General features: G+C 60.1%; 19 protein-coding genes. 13 read left to right on the top strand and 6 right to left on the bottom strand.

What is annotated here, in order from left to right; translation table 11 throughout:
- The first annotated feature begins 3 nt into the window (after window positions 1-3).
- A complete protein-coding gene (locus QYH43_RS17645; protein WP_301157657.1) occupies window positions 4-1,005 on the top strand; it encodes a FecR family protein in 1,002 nt (333 codons plus the stop codon).
- Between the two features lie 58 nt (window positions 1,006-1,063).
- Here the strand turns inward: QYH43_RS17645 and QYH43_RS17650 are convergent, their stop codons facing one another.
- Window positions 1,064-3,409 (bottom strand): acylase, encoded by a 2,346-nt coding sequence (locus QYH43_RS17650; protein ID WP_301157659.1) that lies wholly within the window; start codon window positions 3,407-3,409, stop codon window positions 1,064-1,066.
- A 249-nt stretch (window positions 3,410-3,658) separates the two neighbouring features.
- Here QYH43_RS17650 and QYH43_RS17655 point away from each other — a divergent pair, with 249 nt between their 5' ends.
- The gene (locus QYH43_RS17655; protein ID WP_095056067.1) at window positions 3,659-4,030 is read left to right on the top strand and encodes a fe2+ zn2+ uptake regulation protein; all 372 of its coding nucleotides are present in this window, start codon (window positions 3,659-3,661) and stop codon (window positions 4,028-4,030) included.
- 20 nt (window positions 4,031-4,050) lie between these two features.
- On the opposite strand, the gene QYH43_RS17660 is transcribed toward QYH43_RS17655, so the two are convergent.
- A complete protein-coding gene (locus tag QYH43_RS17660) occupies window positions 4,051-4,239 on the bottom strand; it encodes a hypothetical protein (RefSeq protein WP_095056066.1) in 189 nt (62 codons plus the stop codon).
- Between the two features lie 286 nt (window positions 4,240-4,525).
- Between QYH43_RS17660 and QYH43_RS17665 the strand changes: the two genes are divergently transcribed.
- From QYH43_RS17665 to QYH43_RS17675, 3 genes are all read left to right on the top strand, one after another.
- Window positions 4,526-4,972, top strand: coding sequence for a DUF411 domain-containing protein (locus QYH43_RS17665; RefSeq protein WP_301157660.1), 447 nt, complete (start codon window positions 4,526-4,528; stop codon window positions 4,970-4,972).
- Window positions 4,972-5,406, top strand: a complete 435-nt coding sequence (locus tag QYH43_RS17670; protein WP_301157679.1) for a YqaA family protein — start codon at window positions 4,972-4,974, stop codon at window positions 5,404-5,406. Before QYH43_RS17665 ends, QYH43_RS17670 begins: the two co-directional genes overlap by 1 nt.
- An 82-nt stretch (window positions 5,407-5,488) precedes the next feature.
- Window positions 5,489-6,517 (top strand): alpha/beta hydrolase, encoded by a 1,029-nt coding sequence (locus tag QYH43_RS17675; protein ID WP_301157661.1) that lies wholly within the window; start codon window positions 5,489-5,491, stop codon window positions 6,515-6,517.
- Between the two features lie 40 nt (window positions 6,518-6,557).
- Here QYH43_RS17675 and QYH43_RS17680 read toward each other — a convergent pair whose 3' ends face one another.
- From QYH43_RS17680 to QYH43_RS17690, 3 genes are all read right to left on the bottom strand, one after another.
- Entirely contained in the window at window positions 6,558-6,740 is a 183-nt protein-coding gene (locus QYH43_RS17680) for a hypothetical protein (RefSeq protein ID WP_301157662.1), read from the bottom strand.
- 221 nt (window positions 6,741-6,961) lie between these two features.
- A complete protein-coding gene (locus tag QYH43_RS17685) occupies window positions 6,962-8,260 on the bottom strand; it encodes an ATP-binding protein (protein WP_301157663.1) in 1,299 nt (432 codons plus the stop codon).
- 4 nt (window positions 8,261-8,264) lie between these two features.
- Window positions 8,265-8,966, bottom strand: a complete 702-nt coding sequence (locus tag QYH43_RS17690; RefSeq protein ID WP_095152741.1) for a response regulator transcription factor — start codon at window positions 8,964-8,966, stop codon at window positions 8,265-8,267.
- 268 nt (window positions 8,967-9,234) lie between these two features.
- Between QYH43_RS17690 and QYH43_RS17695 the strand changes: the two genes are divergently transcribed.
- From QYH43_RS17695 to QYH43_RS17730, 8 genes are all read left to right on the top strand, one after another.
- Window positions 9,235-10,392 (top strand): efflux RND transporter periplasmic adaptor subunit, encoded by a 1,158-nt coding sequence (locus tag QYH43_RS17695; protein ID WP_301157664.1) that lies wholly within the window; start codon window positions 9,235-9,237, stop codon window positions 10,390-10,392.
- 15 nt (window positions 10,393-10,407) lie between these two features.
- Complete coding sequence (locus tag QYH43_RS17700) at window positions 10,408-13,494, top strand: efflux RND transporter permease subunit (protein WP_301157665.1); 3,087 nt, start codon at window positions 10,408-10,410, stop codon at window positions 13,492-13,494.
- Window positions 13,495-13,657: 163 nt separating this feature from the next.
- Entirely contained in the window at window positions 13,658-14,299 is a 642-nt protein-coding gene (locus tag QYH43_RS17705; protein ID WP_095056059.1) for a DUF1345 domain-containing protein, read from the top strand.
- Window positions 14,300-14,460: 161 nt separating this feature from the next.
- Entirely contained in the window at window positions 14,461-15,486 is a 1,026-nt protein-coding gene (locus QYH43_RS17710) for a LacI family DNA-binding transcriptional regulator (protein ID WP_301157666.1), read from the top strand.
- A 152-nt stretch (window positions 15,487-15,638) separates the two neighbouring features.
- Window positions 15,639-16,421, top strand: a complete 783-nt coding sequence (locus QYH43_RS17715) for a TIM barrel protein (RefSeq protein WP_301157667.1) — start codon at window positions 15,639-15,641, stop codon at window positions 16,419-16,421.
- Complete coding sequence (locus QYH43_RS17720; RefSeq protein ID WP_301157668.1) at window positions 16,414-17,400, top strand: sugar kinase; 987 nt, start codon at window positions 16,414-16,416, stop codon at window positions 17,398-17,400. The genes QYH43_RS17715 and QYH43_RS17720 overlap by 8 nt, the downstream gene beginning before the upstream one ends.
- 94 nt (window positions 17,401-17,494) lie before the next feature.
- Complete coding sequence (locus QYH43_RS17725) at window positions 17,495-18,787, top strand: MFS transporter (RefSeq protein ID WP_301157669.1); 1,293 nt, start codon at window positions 17,495-17,497, stop codon at window positions 18,785-18,787.
- A 21-nt stretch (window positions 18,788-18,808) separates the two neighbouring features.
- Window positions 18,809-19,786, top strand: coding sequence for a D-glycerate dehydrogenase (locus tag QYH43_RS17730; protein WP_301157670.1), 978 nt, complete (start codon window positions 18,809-18,811; stop codon window positions 19,784-19,786).
- A 29-nt stretch (window positions 19,787-19,815) separates the two neighbouring features.
- Here the strand turns inward: QYH43_RS17730 and QYH43_RS17735 are convergent, their stop codons facing one another.
- The gene (locus QYH43_RS17735) at window positions 19,816-21,516 is read right to left on the bottom strand and encodes a fibronectin type III domain-containing protein (protein WP_301157671.1); all 1,701 of its coding nucleotides are present in this window, start codon (window positions 21,514-21,516) and stop codon (window positions 19,816-19,818) included.
- Between the last annotated feature and the right edge of the window lie 63 nt (window positions 21,517-21,579).

The following is a 21,579-nucleotide window of genomic DNA, read 5'->3' on the forward strand; positions in this document are numbered from 1 at the left end:
CCAATGACCGAACACACGCTCTCGGAAGCCGAATACGACGCCATCACCGATGCCGCTGCGCATTGGTGCATGCGTTTGCACGCCAATGACTGCACCGGGCAAGAACGCCTGGCGTTCGAGCAATGGCGTGATGCGCACCCGCTGCATGCGTTCGAGTACGAAGCCATGCTGGAAATCTGGGAGGTCGCAGGCGATCTGCCTTCTCCCGCTCCCGTCGTGCCGATCGTGCGCCCCAAACCGAAAACGCCATGGCGCACCTTCGGCATGGCGGCGGCGGTATGTGCCCTGGCATTGCCACTGGCGGCTTACAGCGGCTGGCATCTGGGTTGGGTACCGAATTCGTACCAGCATTTCGAAGCGAGCGGCAACGTCCGTCACGTCACCCTGAACGATGGCACTGAAGTGGAACTGAACCTGGGCAGTGAGCTGACGTACAGCAACTACAAGGATCACCGGCAGGTCACGCTGAAGAAAGGCGAAGCGTTCTTCAGCGTCAGCCATGACACCCGTCACCCCTTCGTGGTCAAGGCTGCCGAAGGCCGCATCCGGGTGACGGGCACCCAATTCAACGTCTGGATGTATGAAGACAAGGTCAAGGTCAACCTGATCGAGGGTTCAGTGCTGGTCACCAGCAACGACGACCTACCCGGCGACGGTCTGCGCCTTGGGCCTTCGATGCAGGCGAATTATGGTCCGGGCGACTTCATTCCCCGCATCAGCCAAACCTATGACAACGACACATCACTGGCCTGGCGCCAGGGCAAACTGGTGCTCGATGACATGGCGTTGAGCGATGCGCTGCCCTTGATCAATCGCTATCTGGACCAGCCATTGGTCGTTGCCGACCACAACACTGGCTCGATCCGTATTGGCGGCATCTACAACATCAAAGACATCAATGGCCTGGTGAAATCCCTGCCACGGGTTTTGCCGGTCTATCTGACGCGTAACCAGAGCGGCAATCTGGTGGTCAATTCGATTCCGCAAAAGCCTTCAAAAAGCTGAAAAGGCCGCAACCCTTTCGGGAGGCGGCCTTCTTTATGCCCTTCAAACGCTCACGCCATTACTGAGCCGCCACTTTGGCAGCCTTGTCTAGAGCCTGCCGGATGGACTGCACCTGATACTGCGGATCGGACGTGATCTGCTGTTCGGTGAACGGCAAAACACTCAACTGTTTCTGCGAAAAGGCCAACGTCTGGTCCCGGGCGTACTTCGATGCCGGATCACTGGACAACGAGAAGGCAAGAAGCCCTTTGGCTTGCGGTCCGTTGTCATCGAACGTCACCACTTGCAGATAGCTTGTGCCGCTGACCACTTCCCGTTTGCCGTCGGTTCGCGGCACGCTTTGGATAGCGTTGTAGACACCCAACGTTCCCGGCCCACCATGAATCGGCGTCTGCTGTCCGCCACTGCTGACCACCTGAATATCGCCCCAGCGGCTGTTTGGCTTAAGCCCCGACTCACTCACTTGCTGTGCCGAAGCCAGCATCGCCGAACGTAACGCCGCCGCCACCTCAGGCCGCTCGACCGCAAGGCCACGGGGGGTGTGTTGCGGGGCTTTCGGATCGAACGCCACACGCCAGACATCCGGGGATTGTTCCAGCGCTTCCATTAGATTCTGGAAGTGCACGAAACCCAGGCCGCTATTCAGGTTCGCATGGCGATCCCAGGTCTTGAGGCTGGTGCACAACGGCCCAAGGTCTTTTGCATCAGCACCGAGAGCGGTCGCGCAGAACTGCAAGACGTCCGGCATGACCTGTCCGGCCTGATAGACCTGATCCTCCATCACCATGCGCTGCAGGTCCGCCGCGCCAATCTTGCCGGACTTGGCCAGTGTAGCCAGGCGATCCAGCGCAAATCGCGAACGCAGCCCCAGCGGCTGGCTGTCCTGGCTGATCAACGGCGAATAGCCCGTCAGCGGCTGCGCCGGGTTGGCCATCCACGCCGAGTCGTTGGAATGCTGGACAAAGTCCTTGCGCAGCAATTGCGGCAACTGGCTGGACGCATAAATCCCTTGTTGCGCCGCCTGCGGATCGATGTCCCAGGCGCAGGCGCTGTTGGAACCGTCCAGGATGATCATCTGCAAGCCGATTCGCGGATCGCTGCATTTCGCGAGTTTGTCGGTGCCTACGTTCGGCACCACCGACAGGTTCATGTACAGCGTCTGGCCCTGATCGTCCGCCGCCAGAGTGTTGACCCACGGGATGCCTTGAATGGTATGCACCGAGGCCTGGAAATCCTTAAGCGTTTCGGCACGATTCATCGCGTACCACTGCTGCAGCACACGGTCGTTTTCCAGATTGGCATCGCGCAGACTGAAGGCGTACTGATGGTCCCAGTCGAGCTTGCCGGGCCATTGCACGATCGGGCCGAACTTCGAGCTGTAGACGTCATGGGCAATCGCCTTGACCTGCCCGTCCGCCTGTTTGACGTTGACGGTCACGGTCTGCTTGTCCAGCGGCAAGGACTCGCCATCCAGCAGGTAACGGGTCGGATCCTTGGGATCCAGTTGCAAGCGATACAAGGTGAAATGCTTGGACGAGTCCACTGTGTGGGTCCAGGCCAGGTGGCGATTGAAACCGATGTTGATCACCGGCAGACCGGGTAAGGCGGCCCCCATCACGTCCAGTTTGCCGGGGATGGTCAGGTGCATCTGATAGAAACGCATCCCGCCGACCCACGGAAAATGCGGATTGGCCAACAGCATGCCGCGCCCGTTGAAGGAACTGTCGCTGCCGACCGCCACGGCATTGCTGCCCCGGTCCAGCGCGAAACGCTGCATACGTGTGGTCGCGACCTGGAACGCGGCGTGATCATTCGATGCCTGGGTAACCGACTTGGGTGGCGTAGCACCGGCCAGGGCTTCGGCGAACTGCCCGACACCGCCCTCGACCAGCAGACGGCGCGTCAACTTGACCAGATCCATCGCCGTGATATCCCGCACCCAGTCGCCCTGGCATTGCACCGGCAACGTCTGGGCGCGACGCTCCGCCAGGGCACGGTTGTAACCCGCCACATAACCTTCGATCAGTTCGCGCACCTCAGGCGTTTGTGCCTGCCAGAAACCCGCGACAGCCTGCGGAGTGTTCAGCCAGGTGAAGAACAGATCGCTGGTCAGGTTTTCACGTTCTTCGACGGTGAACTGATCCGGCCCGAAATACCGTGAGCGCTCGCCGTTGACCGTGGTGATTTCATTGGCCAGCAGGCAAAGGTTGTCCTGGGCGTAGGCATAACCGATGCCGTAGCCGAGCCCGCGTTCGTTGTCGGCACGAATGTGCGGCACGCCGAAACCGGTCCTGCGGATATCGGCCGTTACCTCCTCGGGCTGGTTGCGCGCGCTTGCTGCAAGGCTCAACCCCAGTAACACACCCGCCAGGCTCAACCTGGTTAACTGGCTGGAAATAATCACGCTCGCTCCTGATCGAAAAAAACGATGGCCACAGCGCTGCGTACGGACAGGCACTGCACCTCCCTGTAGGGACGAAGCACACACAAAAAATTTAGGGTTTACGGCGTATTGGCGCGGGGGCTTACAGCCTGATCACATGGCTTCGACAAAATTTCTACATTTAAAGCTTCATGATTCGGGCTGCTCAAACGTCTAGTTATACGAGAGCGCCTATTTTTTCCTGATCAGGCTCTGAAAAGGAGTTTTGCAATGTACAACTCGCAACTGCCAGCGGACGGTAGCAACGCGCCAAAGGGAACTTCCTTGGGAGTCGGCGTATTCGAGCCACGCACCGAACGCCACGGTAACGATCGGATCAGGGTTCTGCTCAAGAGCTTTGGTCTGCGAACCAGTCTGATTCGTCTCAAAGTCATCGATGCCCTGCTCTCGGCCGCCGACAACGACCGCAGCCTGGGCGTGCGGGGCGTGCACAGCCATTTGCTGGAGCTGGATATCCCGCTGTCCTTTCTAAGCGTGCGCGAAGTGTTGAAGCGCCTGTGCAGCGAAGGTGTGATTGTCCTCAACCCGGACAAAAGCTACAGCCTGCACCCACAGGCTGCCGCTATGCTCCATCTCGAATAAGCAAGCCAGGGCCCTGGATTTCAGGGCTTGACCTTGCGGCGCATCATGCCATTGATGACCACCACGACCACCGCCACGCCGATGGCGATGTACTGGAACATTTTTTCGCTGATCGCGCCGGTGTTCTGCAACCACGAAAGGCCAAACATGATCCCCAGCACGACGAGGGAGATCAGAATCGAATATTTCAAACGTTGCGACTGAGTCATTGCGGTTTCCTGAAACTGAAAATGTGTCCGACTTGGCGGGGCCTCATGTTACAGACGATGAAGCGTTTTGGCTTCGTTGCGGCGATAACCGTGAGATTTTTCACCCCTTGCGCGCCAGCACAGGCGCTCGAGCGACAACCTGACAACGTTGTAATGTTCCCCTCATCCGGCTGACAGCATTGATCCACGATGATCGAGCTGTAGCACTTTGAAACACTCATCGAATGCCTGACCGGGGAAAACGGTCAGAATGCGTTTTTTTGCCCGTTAGCCGAGACGAATGCCCATGCGAACCCACCTACGCCTGATCGCCCTGAGCGCCCTGTTTGTTTCCTCCCTGGCCCAGGCCGCCGACCTGATCCCGATCGAAGTCCACCGCGACGCCAATTGCGGTTGCTGCAAAAAATGGATCAGCCACCTGGAAGCCAACGGTTTCAAGGTCGAGGATCACGTTGAAACCGACATGAGCTCATTCAAGCAACAACACGGCGTACCGCCGCGCCTGGCCTCGTGCCACACCGGGTTAATCAACGGCAAGTTTGTCGAGGGCCACGTGCCTGCCGATCAAGTGTTGGCCCTGAGCAAACGCGACGATCTGTTGGGCGTCGCCGCACCCGGCATGCCGATGGGTTCGCCCGGGATGGAAATGGACGGTATGAGCGATGCCTATCAGGTCATCGGCCTGAAAAAGGATGGCACTGACGTGGTGGTCGCGGACTACCCGGCGCATTGATTTCCGGGGCGTACATCGGGCTGTTTTTTGCGGCGTTCGGCGCGGCGACGTTGCTGCCCTTGCAGTCCGAAGCCGTGCTGGTGGGTTTGCTGGCCAGCGACCGGTACGAGATCTGGCTGTTGCTGGGGGTGGCGACGCTGGGCAACGTCCTCGGTTCGCTGCTTAACTGGTGGCTGGGACGCGGTATCGAGCGGTTTCGCGATCGGCGCTGGTTTCCAGTCAGCCCGGAGCGTCTGGAAAAAGCCCGGATTTACTACCAGCGCGGAGGGCATTGGTCATTGCTGCTCAGTTGGCTGCCGGTGATTGGCGATCCGCTGACCCTGGTGGCTGGCGTGATGCGCGAACCGCTGGGGCGATTTCTGCTGATCGTTACCCTCGCCAAAGGGGCCCGTTATGGTGTGCTGGCACTGGCGACGCTGGGCTGGATGGGTTGAACCAATAAGGGTGGCTGTTGCCTGTTTAATGTCGCCTCAATCAAGCCGATCCAGCATCGGCGGATGCCTGATGGAGTTCCCCATGTCGCTGCCGTTCCCCCGCTGGCTATCCGGCCTGCTGCTGACCACCGCCCTGCCCCTCACTGCCCACGCCGAAGGCCCCGTGTATGGTCCCGAGCTGCAAGGTTTCGAGTATCCCTACACGCTCAAGCATTTCGCCTTCGAGTCCCAGGGCAAATCCCTGCAAATGGGTTACATGGACGTCGCCGCGCAAGGCAAGGCCAACGGTCGCAGCGTGGTGCTGATGCACGGCAAGAATTTCTGCGGCGCCACCTGGGAGCGTTCGATCAAAGCCCTGAGCGACGCCGGTTACCGGGTCATCGCACCGGACCAGATCGGGTTCTGCACGTCCAGCAAACCGGACAACTACCAATACACCTTCCAGCAACTGGCCAGTAACACCCAGCAGTTGCTCAAAGCCCTCGGCATCCAGAAAGCCACGCTGCTCGGCCACTCCACCGGCGGCATGCTCGCCACCCGTTATGCCCTGCAATACCCCGAGCAAGTCGAGCAACTGGCGATGGTCAACCCGATTGGCCTGGAAGACTGGAAAGCCCTCGGTGTGCCCTATCGCACGGTGGACCAATGGTACGAGCGCGAACTCAAGCTCAGCGCCGACGGCATTCGCACCTACGAGCGCAACACCTATTACGGCGGCCGCTGGAACCCGGAGTTCGATCGTTGGGTGGACATGCTCGCCGGCCTCAACAAAGGCCCGGGGCATACCCAGGTCGCGTGGAATTCGGCGCTGGTCTACGACATGATTTTCACCCAGCCGGTGTTTTACGAATTCCCCAACCTGAAAATGCCGACCCTGTTGTTGATCGGTACGTCCGACACCACGGCCATCGGCAGCGACATCGCGTCACCCGAGGTCAAGGCGAAAATCGGCCAGTACGACGTACTCGGCAAACAGGTGGCGAAGCTGATTCCTCACTCGACGCTGATCGAGTTCCCCGGTATGGGCCATGCGCCGCAAATGGAAGAACCGGAAAAATTCCATCAGGCGCTGCTGGCCTGGCTGGATAAATCCAATCCTGTCGGCAAATGAGGCAGGTTGATGGGGGTGTGGTGAGGCGAAGACCTGACGCCTACACAGCCCAATCGTCGGCCTGAAGCTTCACCAGGTGTTGTGCACGCGGAAACTCTCCCGGCCGCGCCATCAGCGTGTACTGCACCTTGTCACCGACCAGAAAGCACTGGCCGGCGGTTGTGATCCCGGCCGCTAACCTGATCGCCACGCAGGCGCAGAAATCGTCCTCAGGCTTGACCATTGCAAAACACGTCGACGCAGAGTCAATCCTGACGTCCCTGATCGCACTGATCGTCCCCAGACCGCATCTTGTTATTGTTGGCGCGCTCATCCCTGCTTCCTACCCTTGTCGTCCGCTTGACTGCACCGGGCCAATGAAACGCGCAAGTTGCCGGCATCGCAACTGTCAAACATGACAGTTCGTGGATTCATGCGCATTGCACACGCTGCCGTTCGTCTAATTCAGCCCGCTGCCGGCAACCACAACCTGAACCGCGCCCCACCCAACGGCGAGGTTTCAACCGTCAGTGTCCCACCCTGGGCTTCCAACGCCCGGCGACTGATCGCCAGCCCCAGACCGAACCCGCCCGTGGCGCGGTCGCGGCTGCGGTCAAGGCGGTAGAACGGTTCGAAAATGCGCTCGCGCTCGTCTTCGGGGATGCCTATGCCGTCATCGTCCACCCAGATTTCACACCCACCGGCGTACACCTGCACACCAATCTGGATGCGTTCTTCGCAATAGCGCATGGCGTTGCGCAACAGGTTTTGCAGGGCGCGTGCCGTCAGGCGCGGGTCGAGGCTGAAGCGTTCGAGTTGGCCGTGCAGCAGCACGTCGATGACGATGTCCGGTGATTGCTCGTCATCGACGCTGCCCAAAATGCTGTCGATGAATTCATCCAGCGACACATCGACCTGCTCCGGCATTTGCGCCGGGTTTTGCAGACGACTGTAAGAGAGCAATTCCAGTACCAGTTCGTCGAGCTCACGAATGTGCGCCACCAGGCTCTGCAAACGCTCGCGGCTGGCTGTCGGCAAGTCGTCGGACAGGGCCAGCGCCAGACCGAAGTCCAGGCGAGTCAGCGGCGTGCGCAGTTCATGGGACACCGCGTTGAGCAGGTCCCGCTGCTGGTTGAGCAGGTTCTCGATGTCGCCGGCCATGGTGTCGAAGACATTGGCCAGGCTGCCGATGTTGGAGCTCGGAGCGATTTGCGTGCGCTCGCTCAGGTGGCCCTTGCCGAAGCGCTCGGCGGTGCCTTTCAGGCGCTCCAGATCGCGCCAGTGCGGGCGCAACCAAAGCAGCAGACAGGCGAGCATGGTCGCGCCAATCAGCACGTTGATGCTCCAGTACAACAGGTTGACGTCCATCGGGTCCGGCGGCACGACCATTTGCACCACCGTCCGATCATTCAGCGGCGCCACCGCCAACGTACGCCAGCCCCAGTCGCCGACGCGCACGACATTCTCGCCGCGCTGCAAGCGCTGCTGCTCATCAAGGGATAAACCGGGGTCGTCGTTGCCGCTGAGGACGATGTGCAGCGGATCGAATTCTTTGTCCATCTGCGCGGCCAAAGCGGGCCACTGATCGGCGGGCACGGCATGAAACTGCTTGACGATCAACGTCTGCAAGCCGCGAGAGTAATCAAGGTTGTAGGTGACGAAGCGTTCCTGGAAGACCCTGACCACCAGGTCCGGCACCAGATAGATTGCCGCGCTGTACGAGACGATAGTCACGACATACAAGCGAAAGAGGATTCTGAACATCCGCTCAGCATTCCCACTCGGAACGGCTGAACAGGTAGCCCTTGCCCCACACCGTCTTGATCTTGCGCGCCTCGCCAGCGTGGTCATCGAATTTGCGGCGCAACTTGGAAATAGCCACATCCACCGAACGGTCGGTGCCGTTGAATTCGATGCCGCGCAGGCGTTGCAGGATCTGGTCGCGGCTCAGCACTTCACCGGCATGCCGGGCCAGCACCACCAACAGGTTGTACTCGCCGCTGGACAGCTCGACCAACTGTTCGCGCCAGGTCACCGTGCGCTCGGACAGGTCGATGCACAGGTTGCCCATCAAAATGCGGTCGTTGGCGGTCAGCGGTTCACTGAGGCTGCTGCGCCGCAACAACGTTCGCACCCGGGCCAGCAACACGCGCGGTTCACACGGTTTGGTGACGTAGTCGTCGGCGCCCATTTCCAGGCCCAGCACCTGATCGTGGCTGTCGTCGCGGGCCGTGAGCATCAGGATCGGCAAGGTTGCCGAATCGGCGCGCAACAAGCGGCAGACTTGCAGGCCGTCGAGGCCGGGCAGCATCAGGTCGAGAATCACCAGGTCCGGCGGACTCGTCCTTGCACGTTCGCGCACGTGGTCACCGCGACCGATCACGCTGACGGAGTAGCCATTGCGTTCCAGGTAGCTGGCAATCAGTTCGGCGAGGGCGGTGTCGTCTTCGACCAGGAGGATGTTGGGCATGGGTGTTTCCAGAAAGTGCAGTGGCGTCTGTTCCGGCCCTATCGCTGGCAAGCCAGCTCCTACAGGTCGTGAGCTGAAAATCCCTGTAGGAGCTGGCTTGCCAGCGATAGCGACCTCACAGACGCAATAAATTTCAAGAAGTGCAGGATATACGCCCTCACCCACCCCTGAGTAAAACCCTTACACAATTTCACACAGCACCAACAAAGCTTCACCGCTACCCTCGCTGTCGCCCAGTAGGATGCTGGGGTCTTTATTGGGGTATTTCATGTCAAAAAATCTGCTTGCCAGGCTCAGTCTGATCGCACTGGCGTTGGCGCTGGGCGCCTGTGACAAGTCCTCGAGTGCCGATGAACCGGAACCGCTGGCCACCGTGCGCATCGAGACCCTCGAAGCCCATCCGCTGACCATCAGCAGCGAACTGAGCGGGCGGATTGCCGCGCCACGTATCGCCGAAGTGCGCGCACGCGTCGCGGGTGTCGTGTTGCAGCGCACGTTCCGTGAAGGCAGCGACGTGAAAAAAGGCGACGTGCTATTCCGTATCGACCCGGCGCCGTTCAAGGCTGACCTGGACAGCGCCGAAGCCGTCTTGCGCAAGGCCGAGGCCAATGCGTTCCAGGCCCGGTTGCAGGAACAGCGCTACGCCCAGTTGATCGACGACAAGGCCATCAGCGGTCAGGAGTATGACAACGCCCGCGCCAACGCCCGGCAAACCGCCGCCGAAGTCGCCGCCAGTAAAGCCGCCGTGGAGCGGGCGAAACTGAACCTCGGCTACGCCACCGTCACCGCACCGATTTCAGGGCGTGTCGGCCGTGCACTGGTCACCGAAGGCGCACTGGTCGGGCAGAACGAAACCACACCGCTGGCGCTGATTCAGCAACTGAACCCGATCCATGCCGACCTGACCCAATCCACTCGCGAACTCAACGACCTGCGCCGGGCCTTCCGTTCCGGACAGTTGCAGCAGGTCGGCCAGGGTCAGGCCAAAGCCACGTTGATTCAGGATGACGGCACCCTTTACCCGCTGCCGGGCAAACTGCTGTTCAGCGACATTTCCGTCGACCCGGGCACGGGGCAGATCATTCTGCGCAGCGAGTTCCCCAACCCCGACCTCGACTTGCTGCCCGGCAGCTTCGTGCGGGTACGCCTGGAACAAGCGGTCAACCAGCAAGGTCTCAGCGTGCCGCAACGGGCCGTTCAGCGTGACAGCGCCGGCATCGCCCAGGTGCTGACGCTCGACACCGAACAGCGGGTCGCGCAGCAACCGGTCGAGTTGGGCGCTGTGCAGGACGATCGCTGGATCGTCACCGGCGGCCTCAAGCCAGGCGACCGCATTGTCGTTGAAGGCCTGCAACACGCCCGCCCCGGCGAAAAAGTGCAGATCGACGACACCCCTCTTCCACTTGCCCAGGTTTCTGGTCAGTAAGCAGGACGCTTGTTTATGCCGCAGTTCTTTATCGACCGCCCGGTGTTCGCCTGGGTGGTTGCCTTGTTCATCCTGTTGGCCGGTGCACTGGCCATCCCGCAATTGCCGGTGGCGCAATACCCCGACGTCGCGCCGCCGCAGATCGAAATCTACGCCGTGTACCCGGGCGCTTCGGCGCAGACCGTGGACGAGAGCGTGGTCAGCCTGATCGAGGAAGAACTCAACGGCGCCGATCACCTGCTGTATTTCGAATCCCAGAGCAGCCTCGGCAGCGCCACCATCAAGGCCACGTTTCAACCGGGTACCAACCCGGAACTGGCGCAGGTCGATGTGCAGAACCGCCTCAAAGCCGTGGAGTCGCGCCTGCCGCAAGCAGTGATTCAACAAGGCTTGCAGGTGGAGAAAGTGTCCTCGGGTTTCCTGCTGTTGATCGCCCTCACGTCCAGCGACGGCAAGCTCGACGACGTCGCGCTCAGCGATTACCTGGCGCGCAACGTGATGAACGAGATCAAGCGTCTCGACGGTGTCGGCAAGGCGCAGTTGTACGGCGCCGAACGCGCCATGCGGGTGTGGATCGATCCACGGAAGTTGATCGGTTTCAACCTGACCCCGGCCGACGTCAATGCCGCCATCGTCGCGCAGAACGCCCAGGTTTCAGCCGGCAGCATCGGCGACTTGCCGACCCGCACCACCCAGGAAATCACCGCGACCATTCTGGTCAAAGGTCAGCTCTCGACACCGGAAGAGTTCGCCGACATCGTGCTCAAGGCTAATCCGGACGGCTCCACGGTGCGCATCCGCGATGTGGCGCGGGTCGAGATCGGCAGTCAGGAATACCAGTTCTCCACGCGCCTGAACGGCAAGCCGTCCACCGCCGTCGCCGTGCAGTTGTCGCCCGGCGCCAACGCCCTGAACACCGCGACCCTGGTGCGGGCGAAAATGGACGAACTCAAGCGCTACTTCCCGGCCAACGTCGAATATTCGATCCCGTACGACACCTCGCCGTTCGTCAAAGTCTCGATCACCAAAGTGGTCTACACCCTCGGCGAGGCGATGCTGCTGGTGTTCGCGGTGATGTTCCTGTTCCTGCAGAACATCCGCTACACGCTGATCCCGACGCTGGTAGTGCCGGTCGCCCTGATGGGTACGTTCGCAACGATGCTGGCGCTGGGCTTTTCGATCAACGTGCTGACCATGTTCGGCATGGTGCTGGCCATCGGCATACTGGTGGACGACGCCATTGTGGTGGTGGAGAACGTCGAACGGATCATGGCCACCGAAGGCTTGTCGCCCAAGGAAGCCACACGCAAAGCGATGACGCAGATCACCGGCGCCATTATCGGTATCACCCTGGTGCTGGTGGCGGTGTTCATTCCGATGGCGTTCATGCAGGGCTCGGTGGGCGTGATCTATCAGCAGTTCTCGCTGTCGATGGCGACCTCGATCCTGTTCTCGGCGTTCCTCGCCCTGACCTTGACCCCGGCGCTGTGCGCGACGCTGCTCAAGCCGATTGCCAAAGGCGAACACCACGAAAAAACCGGGTTCTTCGGCTGGTTCAACCGCCGCTTCGAGCAACTGACCGACCGCTATCAAGGCTGGGTCGCCTATGCGTTGAAACGTACCGGGCGCTACCTGCTGATCTACGGCGTGCTGCTGGTGGGGCTGGGCTTTGCCTTCAGTCGTCTGCCCTCCTCGTTCCTGCCGGTGGAAGACCAGGGTTACACCATCACCGACATTCAACTGCCACCGGGCGCGAGCAAGAACCGCACGGTGCAGGTGGCCGAGCAAGTCGAAGCGCACAACGCGACCGAGCCAGGTATTCGCGACAGCGTGGTGATTTTGGGTTTCAGCTTCTCCGGTAGCGGCCAGAACGCAGCCCTCGCCTTCAGCACGCTTAATGACTGGTCCGAACGGAGCAGCGACGATTCGGCCAGTGCCATTGCCGACCGCGCCAACATCGCCCTCAGCCAGATCAAGGACGCGGTGACCTTTGCCGTACTGCCGCCGCCCGTGGATGGCCTCGGCACGTCCAGCGGCTTCGAGTTTCGCTTGCAGGATCGCGGTGGTCTCGGCCATGCGCGGCTGATGGAAGCGCGCACCGAATTGCTCGCCGCCGCCGAAAAAAGCCCGATCCTGATGAACGTCCGGGAAAGTGCCTTGGCCGAAGCGCCACAAGTCGAGTTGATCGTGGACCGTAAACAAGCCAACGCCTTGGGCGTGTCCTTTGCCGACGTCGGCAACGTGCTGTCCACTGCCGTCGGCTCGGCCTACATCAACGACTTCCCGAACCAGGGGCGGATGCAACGCGTAGTGGTGCAGGCCGAAGGTGATCAGCGCAGTCAGGTAGACGATTTGCTGAAGATCCACGTGCGCAACATCCACGGAAAAATGGTGCCGTTGTCCGCCTTCGTCCAGGCCAAATGGACCCAGGGCCCGGCGCAATTGACCCGTTACAACGGCTACCCGGCCATCGCCATTTCCGGTGAACCACAACCCGGTCACAGCACCGGCGAGGCCATGGCCGAAATCGAACGACTGGTGGCGCAAGGCCCGGCAGGGTTGGGCCAGGAATGGACCGGTTTATCGTTGCAGGAACGCTTGTCCGGCAGCCAGGCACCGATCCTGCTCGGTTTGTCGTTGTTGATTGTGTTCCTGTGTCTGGCGGCGCTCTACGAGAGCTGGTCGATCCCGACATCGGTGTTGCTGGTGGTGCCATTGGGCGTGCTGGGTGCCGTGTTGGCGGTGACGTTGCGCGGGATGCCCAACGATGTGTTCTTCAAGGTCGGGTTGATCACCATCATCGGTCTGTCGGCGAAGAACGCGATCCTGATCATCGAATTCGCCAAGACCCTGTACGACGAAGGCCACGACTTGATCGACGCCACCCTGCAAGCGGCACGCCTGCGGTTGCGGCCGATTGTCATGACCTCGCTGGCGTTCATTCTCGGCGTAGTGCCATTGGCGATTGCCACCGGCGCGAGCTCCGCAAGCCAACAAGCCATCGGCACCGGGGTGATTGGCGGGATGATTACCGCGACATTGGCCGTAGTGTTTGTCCCGGTGTTTTTCGTGGTGGTCATGAAGCTGGTGCGCAAACACTAACCAACCCCCCCCGTAGGAGCTGGCTTGCCAGCGATGGCGATCGAAAGAGCGGCGCATGACTCAAGGCCCTCATCGCCGGCAAGCCGGCTCCTACAATGATTCGTACGCATCTGAAAATCACCTGGGCTAAGGTGTTGGCATAGTCCAAAACCATCGAGCTTCCATGTCCTACCTCACCCACACCCACCCGCGATTGTCCGCCGCCATCCTGTTGGGCATTGTGGTGGGTATTCTGATGCCGGCAGATTCGATCATCAGCAAGATCCTCTTCGGCTGGAACGCCGGGGTCTGGACTTACCTGATCCTGATGTCGTGGCTCGTCGTGCGCTCCAAAGCCACGGACGTGAAACGCATCGCCGAAATCGAAGACGAAAACGCCGGATTGGTGTTGCTGGTCGTGTGCATCGCCGCGCTCGCCAGCCTGGCGACGATCACCTTCGAACTGGCCGGCAGCAAAGACCTGGAAACCACCCGCAAACTGCTCCACTACGGTTTCACCGCCTTCACGGTGCTCGGCTCGTGGCTGTTGATCGGGGTGATTTTCAGCGTGCACTACGCTCGCCTGTTTTACACCTGGGACGGCAAGGAACCGGCGCTGCGTTTTGCCGAAGGCCTCGAAACACCCAACTACTGGGACTTCCTGTACTTCTCGTTCACCATCGGCGTCGCAGTGCAAACCTCCGATGTCGGCGTGGCCACGCGGGAACTGCGCAAGATTGTGCTGGCGCAATCGCTGATCGGTTTCCTGTTCAACACTGCCATCCTCGGTTTCTCGATCAACATTGCGGCAGGGTTGTTCAACTGACGGCTGCCGGGTTGAGTGTGCTGGCCTGATTTCCATTTGTCGGTTTTTATCGGGAGCTGCGCCATCGAGTGCTTGACGGCGGATTCGTTTCTGGTGTCTTCTGAAACCGGTTTCAGCGCCACGCGCTCAGCCTGATAAATCCAATAAGAAGGTTTCAGACCGTGAACGATTTTTCCGCCGCCCAGCGCAGCCGCGTGACCATGCTTGACGTGGCCGAACACGCCAAGGTGTCCAAGGCCAGCGTGTCGCGGTTCATCGGCGAAGACCGCGCGTTGCTCTCCGATGCCATTGCCCAGCGCATCGAGCAGTCCATTGCCGAATTGGGCTACCGCCCGAACCAGATGGCCCGCGGCCTGAAGCGCGGGCGCACGCGCCTGATCGGCATGCTGGTGGCAGACATCCGCAACCCTTATTCAATCGCCGTGATGCACGGGGTGGAAACCGCCTGCCGTCAGCACGGTTACAGCCTGGTGGTGTGCAACACCGACCGCGACGATGAGCAGGAACGCCAGCACCTGGCCCTGCTGCGCTCGTACAACATCGAAGGCCTGATCGTGAACACCCTCGGCCATCACCGTGACGAATTGCACGACCTGCATCGGGAAATGCCCTTGGTGCTGGTGGATCGCAAGGTCGCGCACCTTGAAAGCGACATGGTCGGGCTGGACAACCCGGCAGCGGTGGCCATGGCCCTCGCCCATCTTGAAGAACGCGGCTACCGCGATGTGCTGATGGTGACTGAGCCGTTCGACGGCACCAGTTCACGGATCGAGCGGGTCAGCAGCTTCAAGGCTCAAATCGAACAACACCCGGTCCTGCACGGCACATCGATCGAAACCGGCAGCGAACTGACCGCGCAGCTGAAAACCTTCCTCGATACACCTGGCCCTGGTCCGAAAGCGCTGTTTTGTGCCAACGGGGTTGCGGCACTGGCCAGTACCCATGCGTTGCGTGAGCTCAAGTGCAACCTGTTTGAGGACGTAGGTTTGATTGCCCTGGATGACCTGGATTGGTATCCGCTGGTAGGCAGCGGTATTACCGCCCTCGCCCAGCCGACCACCGAGATCGGCGCCAGTGCGTTTGAGTGTTTGCTCAAGCGATTGCGCGGGGATGACAGTGCGGTGCGGACGCTGGATTTTTCGGCGCAGTTGATTGTGAGAGGGTCGACCCTTGGGGATTCTCGGTGAATGTTCTGGCCTCATCGCGAGCAAGCTCGCTCCTACAAAGGCTCTGCGTACGCACATTTACTGTAGGAGCGAGCATGCTCGCGATGAGGCCGTCAGCTGCACCGCCTATTTTTTTGAACAAAAATGAAACCGGTTTCAGAGGTAGAAAAACAATGAATAAACCAGCCGTTTCCATCAGCCTCTCCAGCTACGGCGCCGATCTGGTGCGCGAGCGAGGCCAAGGCAGTTTCATCGACATACTGGCTGCCGCAGGCGCCACCCGCATTGAATGGCGCGAAGAGCTACTGACCACTGAAGCCCCCGCTCAACTGGCACAAGCCACTCAAGCCCAAGACCTGGAAAGCGTGTATTCCTCGCCAATGGAGCTGTGGTTGGCCGGGCAATCCAAACCCAATCCCGAACTGGTCACTGCCCTGCAACGCGCCCAGACCTTTGGCTCGAAATGGCTGAAAGTCTCGTTGGGTTACTTCACCGACAACAGCGATCTGCAAACCCTGGCCCGACTGCTTGAAACGAGCCCCGTGCAACTGCTGGTGGAGAACGATCAAACCCTGCAGGGTGGTCGCATCGAACCTTTCCAACGCTTTTTCGATGAAGTCGATCAGCACAGTCTGCCGATCAAAATGACCTTCGATATCGGCAACTGGCATTGGCAGGATCAGTCCGCCACCAGCGCCGCACGGTTGCTCGGTCGTTATGTCGGTTATGTGCACTGCAAAGCAGTCACCCGCCGCGCCGACGGCAAACTGGTCGCCATCCCGCCCGCCGCCAGCGATCTGCAACAGTGGGAACGCCTGCTGCGACACATGGACCAGGACGTCATGCGGGCCGTGGAATATCCGCTGCAAGGCGACGATCTGGTGCAGCTGACCACCGCACATGTCACCGCCCTCGCCCGCCTCGGCCAATCGCAACGGGAGAGCGCTCATGTCTGAGATCGATATCCTCTCGTTCGGTGAAACCATGGCGATGTTCGTCGCCGAGCAAACCGGCGACCTGGCCAGCGTCGACGCTTTCCACAAACGCATTGCCGGCGCGGACAGCAACGTCGCGATCGGTTTGTCTCGGCTGGGTTTCAATGTGGCGTGGCTGAGCCGGGTCGGTGCCGATTCCCTGGGTCGGTTCGTCATCGACACCCTGGAAAAAGAAGGCCTGGATTGCCGCCACGTCGACATCGACAGCGCTCACCCCACCGGTTTTCAATTCAAGTCCCGCGCCGATGACGGCAGCGATCCCGTCGTCGAGTACTTCCGACGAGGCTCGGCGGCCAGTCACTTGTCGACGCATTCGATCGTGCCTGAACTACTCAACGCACGGCACCTGCACGCCACTGGCATTCCCCCGGCATTGTCAGAAACGGCGCGGCACATGACCTTCGAATTGATGAGCCGCATGCGCAATGCCGGGCGCAGCGTGTCGTTCGACCCCAACCTGCGCCCGAGCCTGTGGGCCAGCGAGAGACTGATGATTACCGAGATCAACCGCCTCGCCGCCCTCGCCCATTGGGTGCTGCCGGGGCTGAGTGAAGGTCGGTTGCTGACCGGTTTCGAAGACCCGGCCGACATCGCCGCGTTTTACCTCGACCAGGGCGCCGAAGCCGTGGCGATCAAGCTCGGGCCGCACGGCGCGTATTACCGCACGCAGCTGGATGCCGGTTTCGTCGCCGGCGTACCGGTGCAGACAGTGGTCGACACCGTCGGCGCTGGCGATGGTTTTGCCGTCGGCATGATCAGCGCCCTGCTGGAAAACCACAGCGTTGTCGAGGCCGTGCAACGGGCCAACTGGGTTGGCAGCCGAGCGGTGCAAAGCCGCGGAGACATGGAGGGGTTGCCGACCCGTACCGAAATGCTCGCTGAATTTGAGCCCGCCATCGCGAGCAGGCTCGCTCCCACATTAGAACGCGTCCCCCTGTAGGAGCGAGCCTGCTCGCGATGAGGCCCGCACAGTCACTGAAGATTCGAACCCGTTACCTGCTGCGACAAAAACAACAAGCTCAGGAGCACCACACATGAAAACCGCAACGCTCGCCACCCGCCGCTGGTGGTACATCATGCCCATTGTGTTCATCACCTACAGCCTGGCGTATCTGGATCGTGCCAATTACGGTTTCGCCGCCGCATCGGGCATGGCCGCCGACCTGATGATCACCCCGGGACTGTCCTCACTGCTCGGCGCGCTGTTCTTCCTCGGGTACTTTTTCTTCCAGGTCCCGGGGGCGATCTACGCGCAAAAGCACAGCGTGAAGAAGCTGATTTTCGTCAGCCTGATCCTCTGGGGCAGCCTGGCGACATTGACCGGCATCGTCTCCAACGCCTACTGGCTGATCGTCATCCGCTTCATGCTCGGCGTGGTCGAAGCCGCGGTGATGCCGGCGATGCTGATCTACCTGTGCCACTGGTTCACTCGCGCCGAACGCTCGCGGGCCAACACTTTCCTGATCCTCGGCAACCCGGTGACCATGCTCTGGATGTCGGTAGTCTCGGGCTATCTGGTGCAGCATTACAGCTGGCGCTGGATGTTCATCGTCGAAGGTTTGCCGGCGGTGCTCTGGGCATTCATTTGGTGGCGCCTGGCGGATGATCGTCCGGCCCAGGCCAAGTGGCTCAGCGACCAGGAAAAGCAGGATCTGGAAAGCGCCCTGGGCGCCGAACAGGTCGGCATCAAAGCGGTAAAAAACTACGCCGAGGCGTTCCGCTCGCCCAAGGTGATCATCCTGGCCTTGCAGTTTTTCTGCTGGAGCATCGGCGTCTACGGCTTCGTATTGTGGCTGCCGTCGATTCTCAAGGCCGGTGCACAAATGGACATGATCGAGGCCGGATGGCTGTCGTCGTTGCCCTATCTGGCGGCCGTCATCGGCATGCTGCTGGTGTCCTGGGGTTCGGACAAACTGCAAAAACGTAAACGCTTCGTCTGGCCACCGCTGCTGATCGCCTCCATTGCCTTCTACGGTTCCTACGCGCTGGGCGCAGAACATTTCTGGTGGTCGTACACGCTGCTGGTGATCGCCGGCGCCTGCATGTACGCACCGTACGGGCCGTTCTTCGCAATCATCCCGGAAATCCTCCCAGCCAACGTCGCCGGTGGCGCCATGGCGCTGATCAACAGCATGGGCGCGCTCGGCTCGTTTGGCGGTTCTTATCTGGTCGGTTACCTGAACAGCTCCACCGGCTCGCCCGGCGCGTCGTACCTGTTGATGAGCGGTGCGCTGATGCTTTCGGTGGTGCTGACGGTGTTCCTCAAACCCGGCGCCAGCGACCGGGAGCGGCCCACGATAGCGCGTGCCGCCACCGCCCATTCCTGAATTGAAGTCGAGGTCATGAAGATGAAAAAGCAGGTCGTTCTGTACAAAAAACTTTCGCCGCTGCTCATGGCTCGCCTGCACGAGCAGGCTGAAGTCACGCTGATCGACAGCCTGGATGCGCAAGGCATGGCAACACTGCGCGACGCCCTGCCCCGCGCCCACGGCTTGCTCGGCGCCAGCCTGAAACTGGATGCCGAATTGCTGGACCGGGCGCCGCACCTCGAAGCCATTGCCAGTGTCTCGGTGGGCGTCGACAACTACGACATCGACTACCTCACCGAGCGGCGCATCCTGCTCAGCAACACCCCCGACGTGCTCACTGAAACCACCGCCGACACCGGTTTCGCGCTGATCCTCGCCACCGCCCGGCGCGTGGTTGAACTGGCGAATCTCGTTCGCGCCGGTGAATGGAAACGCAACATAGGCCCCACACATTTCGGCAGCGACGTGCACGGTAAAACCCTGGGCATCATCGGCATGGGGCGCATTGGCGAGGCCTTGGCCCAGCGCGGGCATTTCGGCTTTGGCATGCCGGTGATCTACCACAGCCATTCGCCGAAACCGGCGGTCGAGCAGCGATTCAATGCGCAGTACCGCAGCCTTGGCGAGCTATTACAGCAAGCGCATTTCGTTTGCCTGACCTTGCCGCTGACCGCCGAGACCGAGGGCCTGATCGGTGCCGAGCAGTTTGCGCTGATGCGGCGCGACAGCATCTTCATCAACATTTCCCGGGGCAAAGTCGTCGACGAAGCCGCGCTGATCGAAGCCTTGCGCGGAGGGCAGATTCGCGCAGCGGGGCTGGATGTGTTCGAGCGCGAACCGTTGAACCCTGATTCACCGTTGTTGCAATTGAACAATGTGGTGGCGACCCCGCACATCGGTTCGGCCACCCATGAAACGCGGGAAGCCATGGCCAGGTGTGCGGTGGACAATCTGCTGACTGCGTTATCGGGTGAGCGGCCGGCGAATCTGGTGAATGCGAGCGCGTGGAAGGCCTGAGCGCTGTTCCCCTCGCAGGCCGCAACAACTCACTCCGGAACTGGAACACGCCGTATCAACACCCCGGAGGGCTTTGACACATTATTGCCACCGGCTTTCGTTCGGACCCAAAGCCGGTGTTCACGATCGTTGCTCAACCCGGTCACCTCGCACGGCGGATGCGTCACATTGATCGGGCCAATGCCATCGCCGGTCACTTCATAACCCACGGCGTCCGGACACAACGCACAGGTAGCGTAAGGTTCATCCCAAGTCAGCAGCGCCGTGGTTGTGGTCACACGAACACCCCGCAAATTGCCGGGGGAACAGATCCGTATGCCCGTGAACGCACGTGTTTTGAATGATTTCGAGGCAAACGCCGAAAAATAGTCACCCAGACCATAACGACCGACACCCTTGGCACGTACCCTGAATTCATACTCGTTTTTTTCAGTTAGTCCGGTTATCCGATAAAGCTTATCGGAGAAAACTCCCAGATAGTCTTCCCCCAGATAAACCTCATACTGCGCATCGGCCAGATAATCCGCCCCGGCGCTCCAATGTATTAAGGCCGAATCGTCTGTCAGCTCGTCAAGCGTAAGGTTGGCTGGCGCCTGAAAGGCGTTAGTGGTTGCGCGGCCAACCGATGGCTCCGACTCACCACTGGCGTTGGTGGAACGAACTTCTATGGCATAGCTTGTTTCGGGTCGCAGATTCTGGAAGCGGTAATTCATGTATGGCGTGGGTTGGGAGTCGAGTACTTCACCTTGTTGATCATCTAACTTGATGCTGACGATATAGGCTGAAGACTGGGGTGCCCCCCAAAGGATATTGATGACGTCATGGGTTGATACGACGGTCAAGCTACCAGGCTTTAACGGTAACGCCGGCCCGTCGAGGGTTTTCCTGGTGATGCGCGACGGTAATGACTCACCATTGATATTGCGGGCATTTACCTGAATGTAATAAAGCGTGTTTTTGCTCAAGCTACCCAGCACCTGACGCGGCAACGAAGTGATCAACGTGTTCACTGCGCCTCCCGGTTCAAGTCCATAACGCACAACATAATCAACAGCACCGCTGGAGGCTGACCACTGCACGTCCATCGTGGTAATCGCGGCTGTTGCACGCAAATTCGTGGGAGCAACAGGCACCTGCAACGTTCGCTTCTCGATCCGTGTCGGGGCGGAGTCGCCGTTGTTGTTGGTAGAACAAACTTCAAAGTAATAGTGGGTATCAGGGACTAACCCACTAAAGGTGTGCCGGGTATTGGAGGTTGACTCGGTTTTGATGACTGCCCCGCTTGGGGCAATGCCGTAGCGCAATTTGTAGCTGGAGGCATTGGCCGGGCCGGACCAGGTCAGCGCCATTGAGTCCTTGGTGGGCGTAGCGACGAGCTGGGTTGGACTGGACGGCTTGGATGTCGCGGGTTTGGTCGCTGCTCTTACACTGGCGTTCTGATTAGAAACGTCATTCCCCCTAACCCCGTAGGCCCTGACGCGATATTCGGTATTTGGTTTAAGACTTGTGATTACGTAACGGAGCTGGCCCCACGGCACATCAAACTCACCTACCTCCATGCCCATGAGATCCCATTTCAAGCGAGTACCCGTCAGATTCTCATTACCTCTGTATATCCAGAAAACAGCCAAGGACGTCTCTGTCGCTTTCAGTGTTTCTGAAACGATCGAACCCGGAAATGGAATGTTCGCCAAATCCGATTGCTCTGACGCTTTTGCGCGCTCGCTCATACAGATGTGTTCGATAGTAGTTGAAAAGACCTCCATTTAAAGCCGATTGGTTCTGACTCACCA

Source organism: Pseudomonas sp. C32, from assembly GCF_030417915.1.
GTDB lineage: Bacteria > Pseudomonadota > Gammaproteobacteria > Pseudomonadales > Pseudomonadaceae > Aquipseudomonas.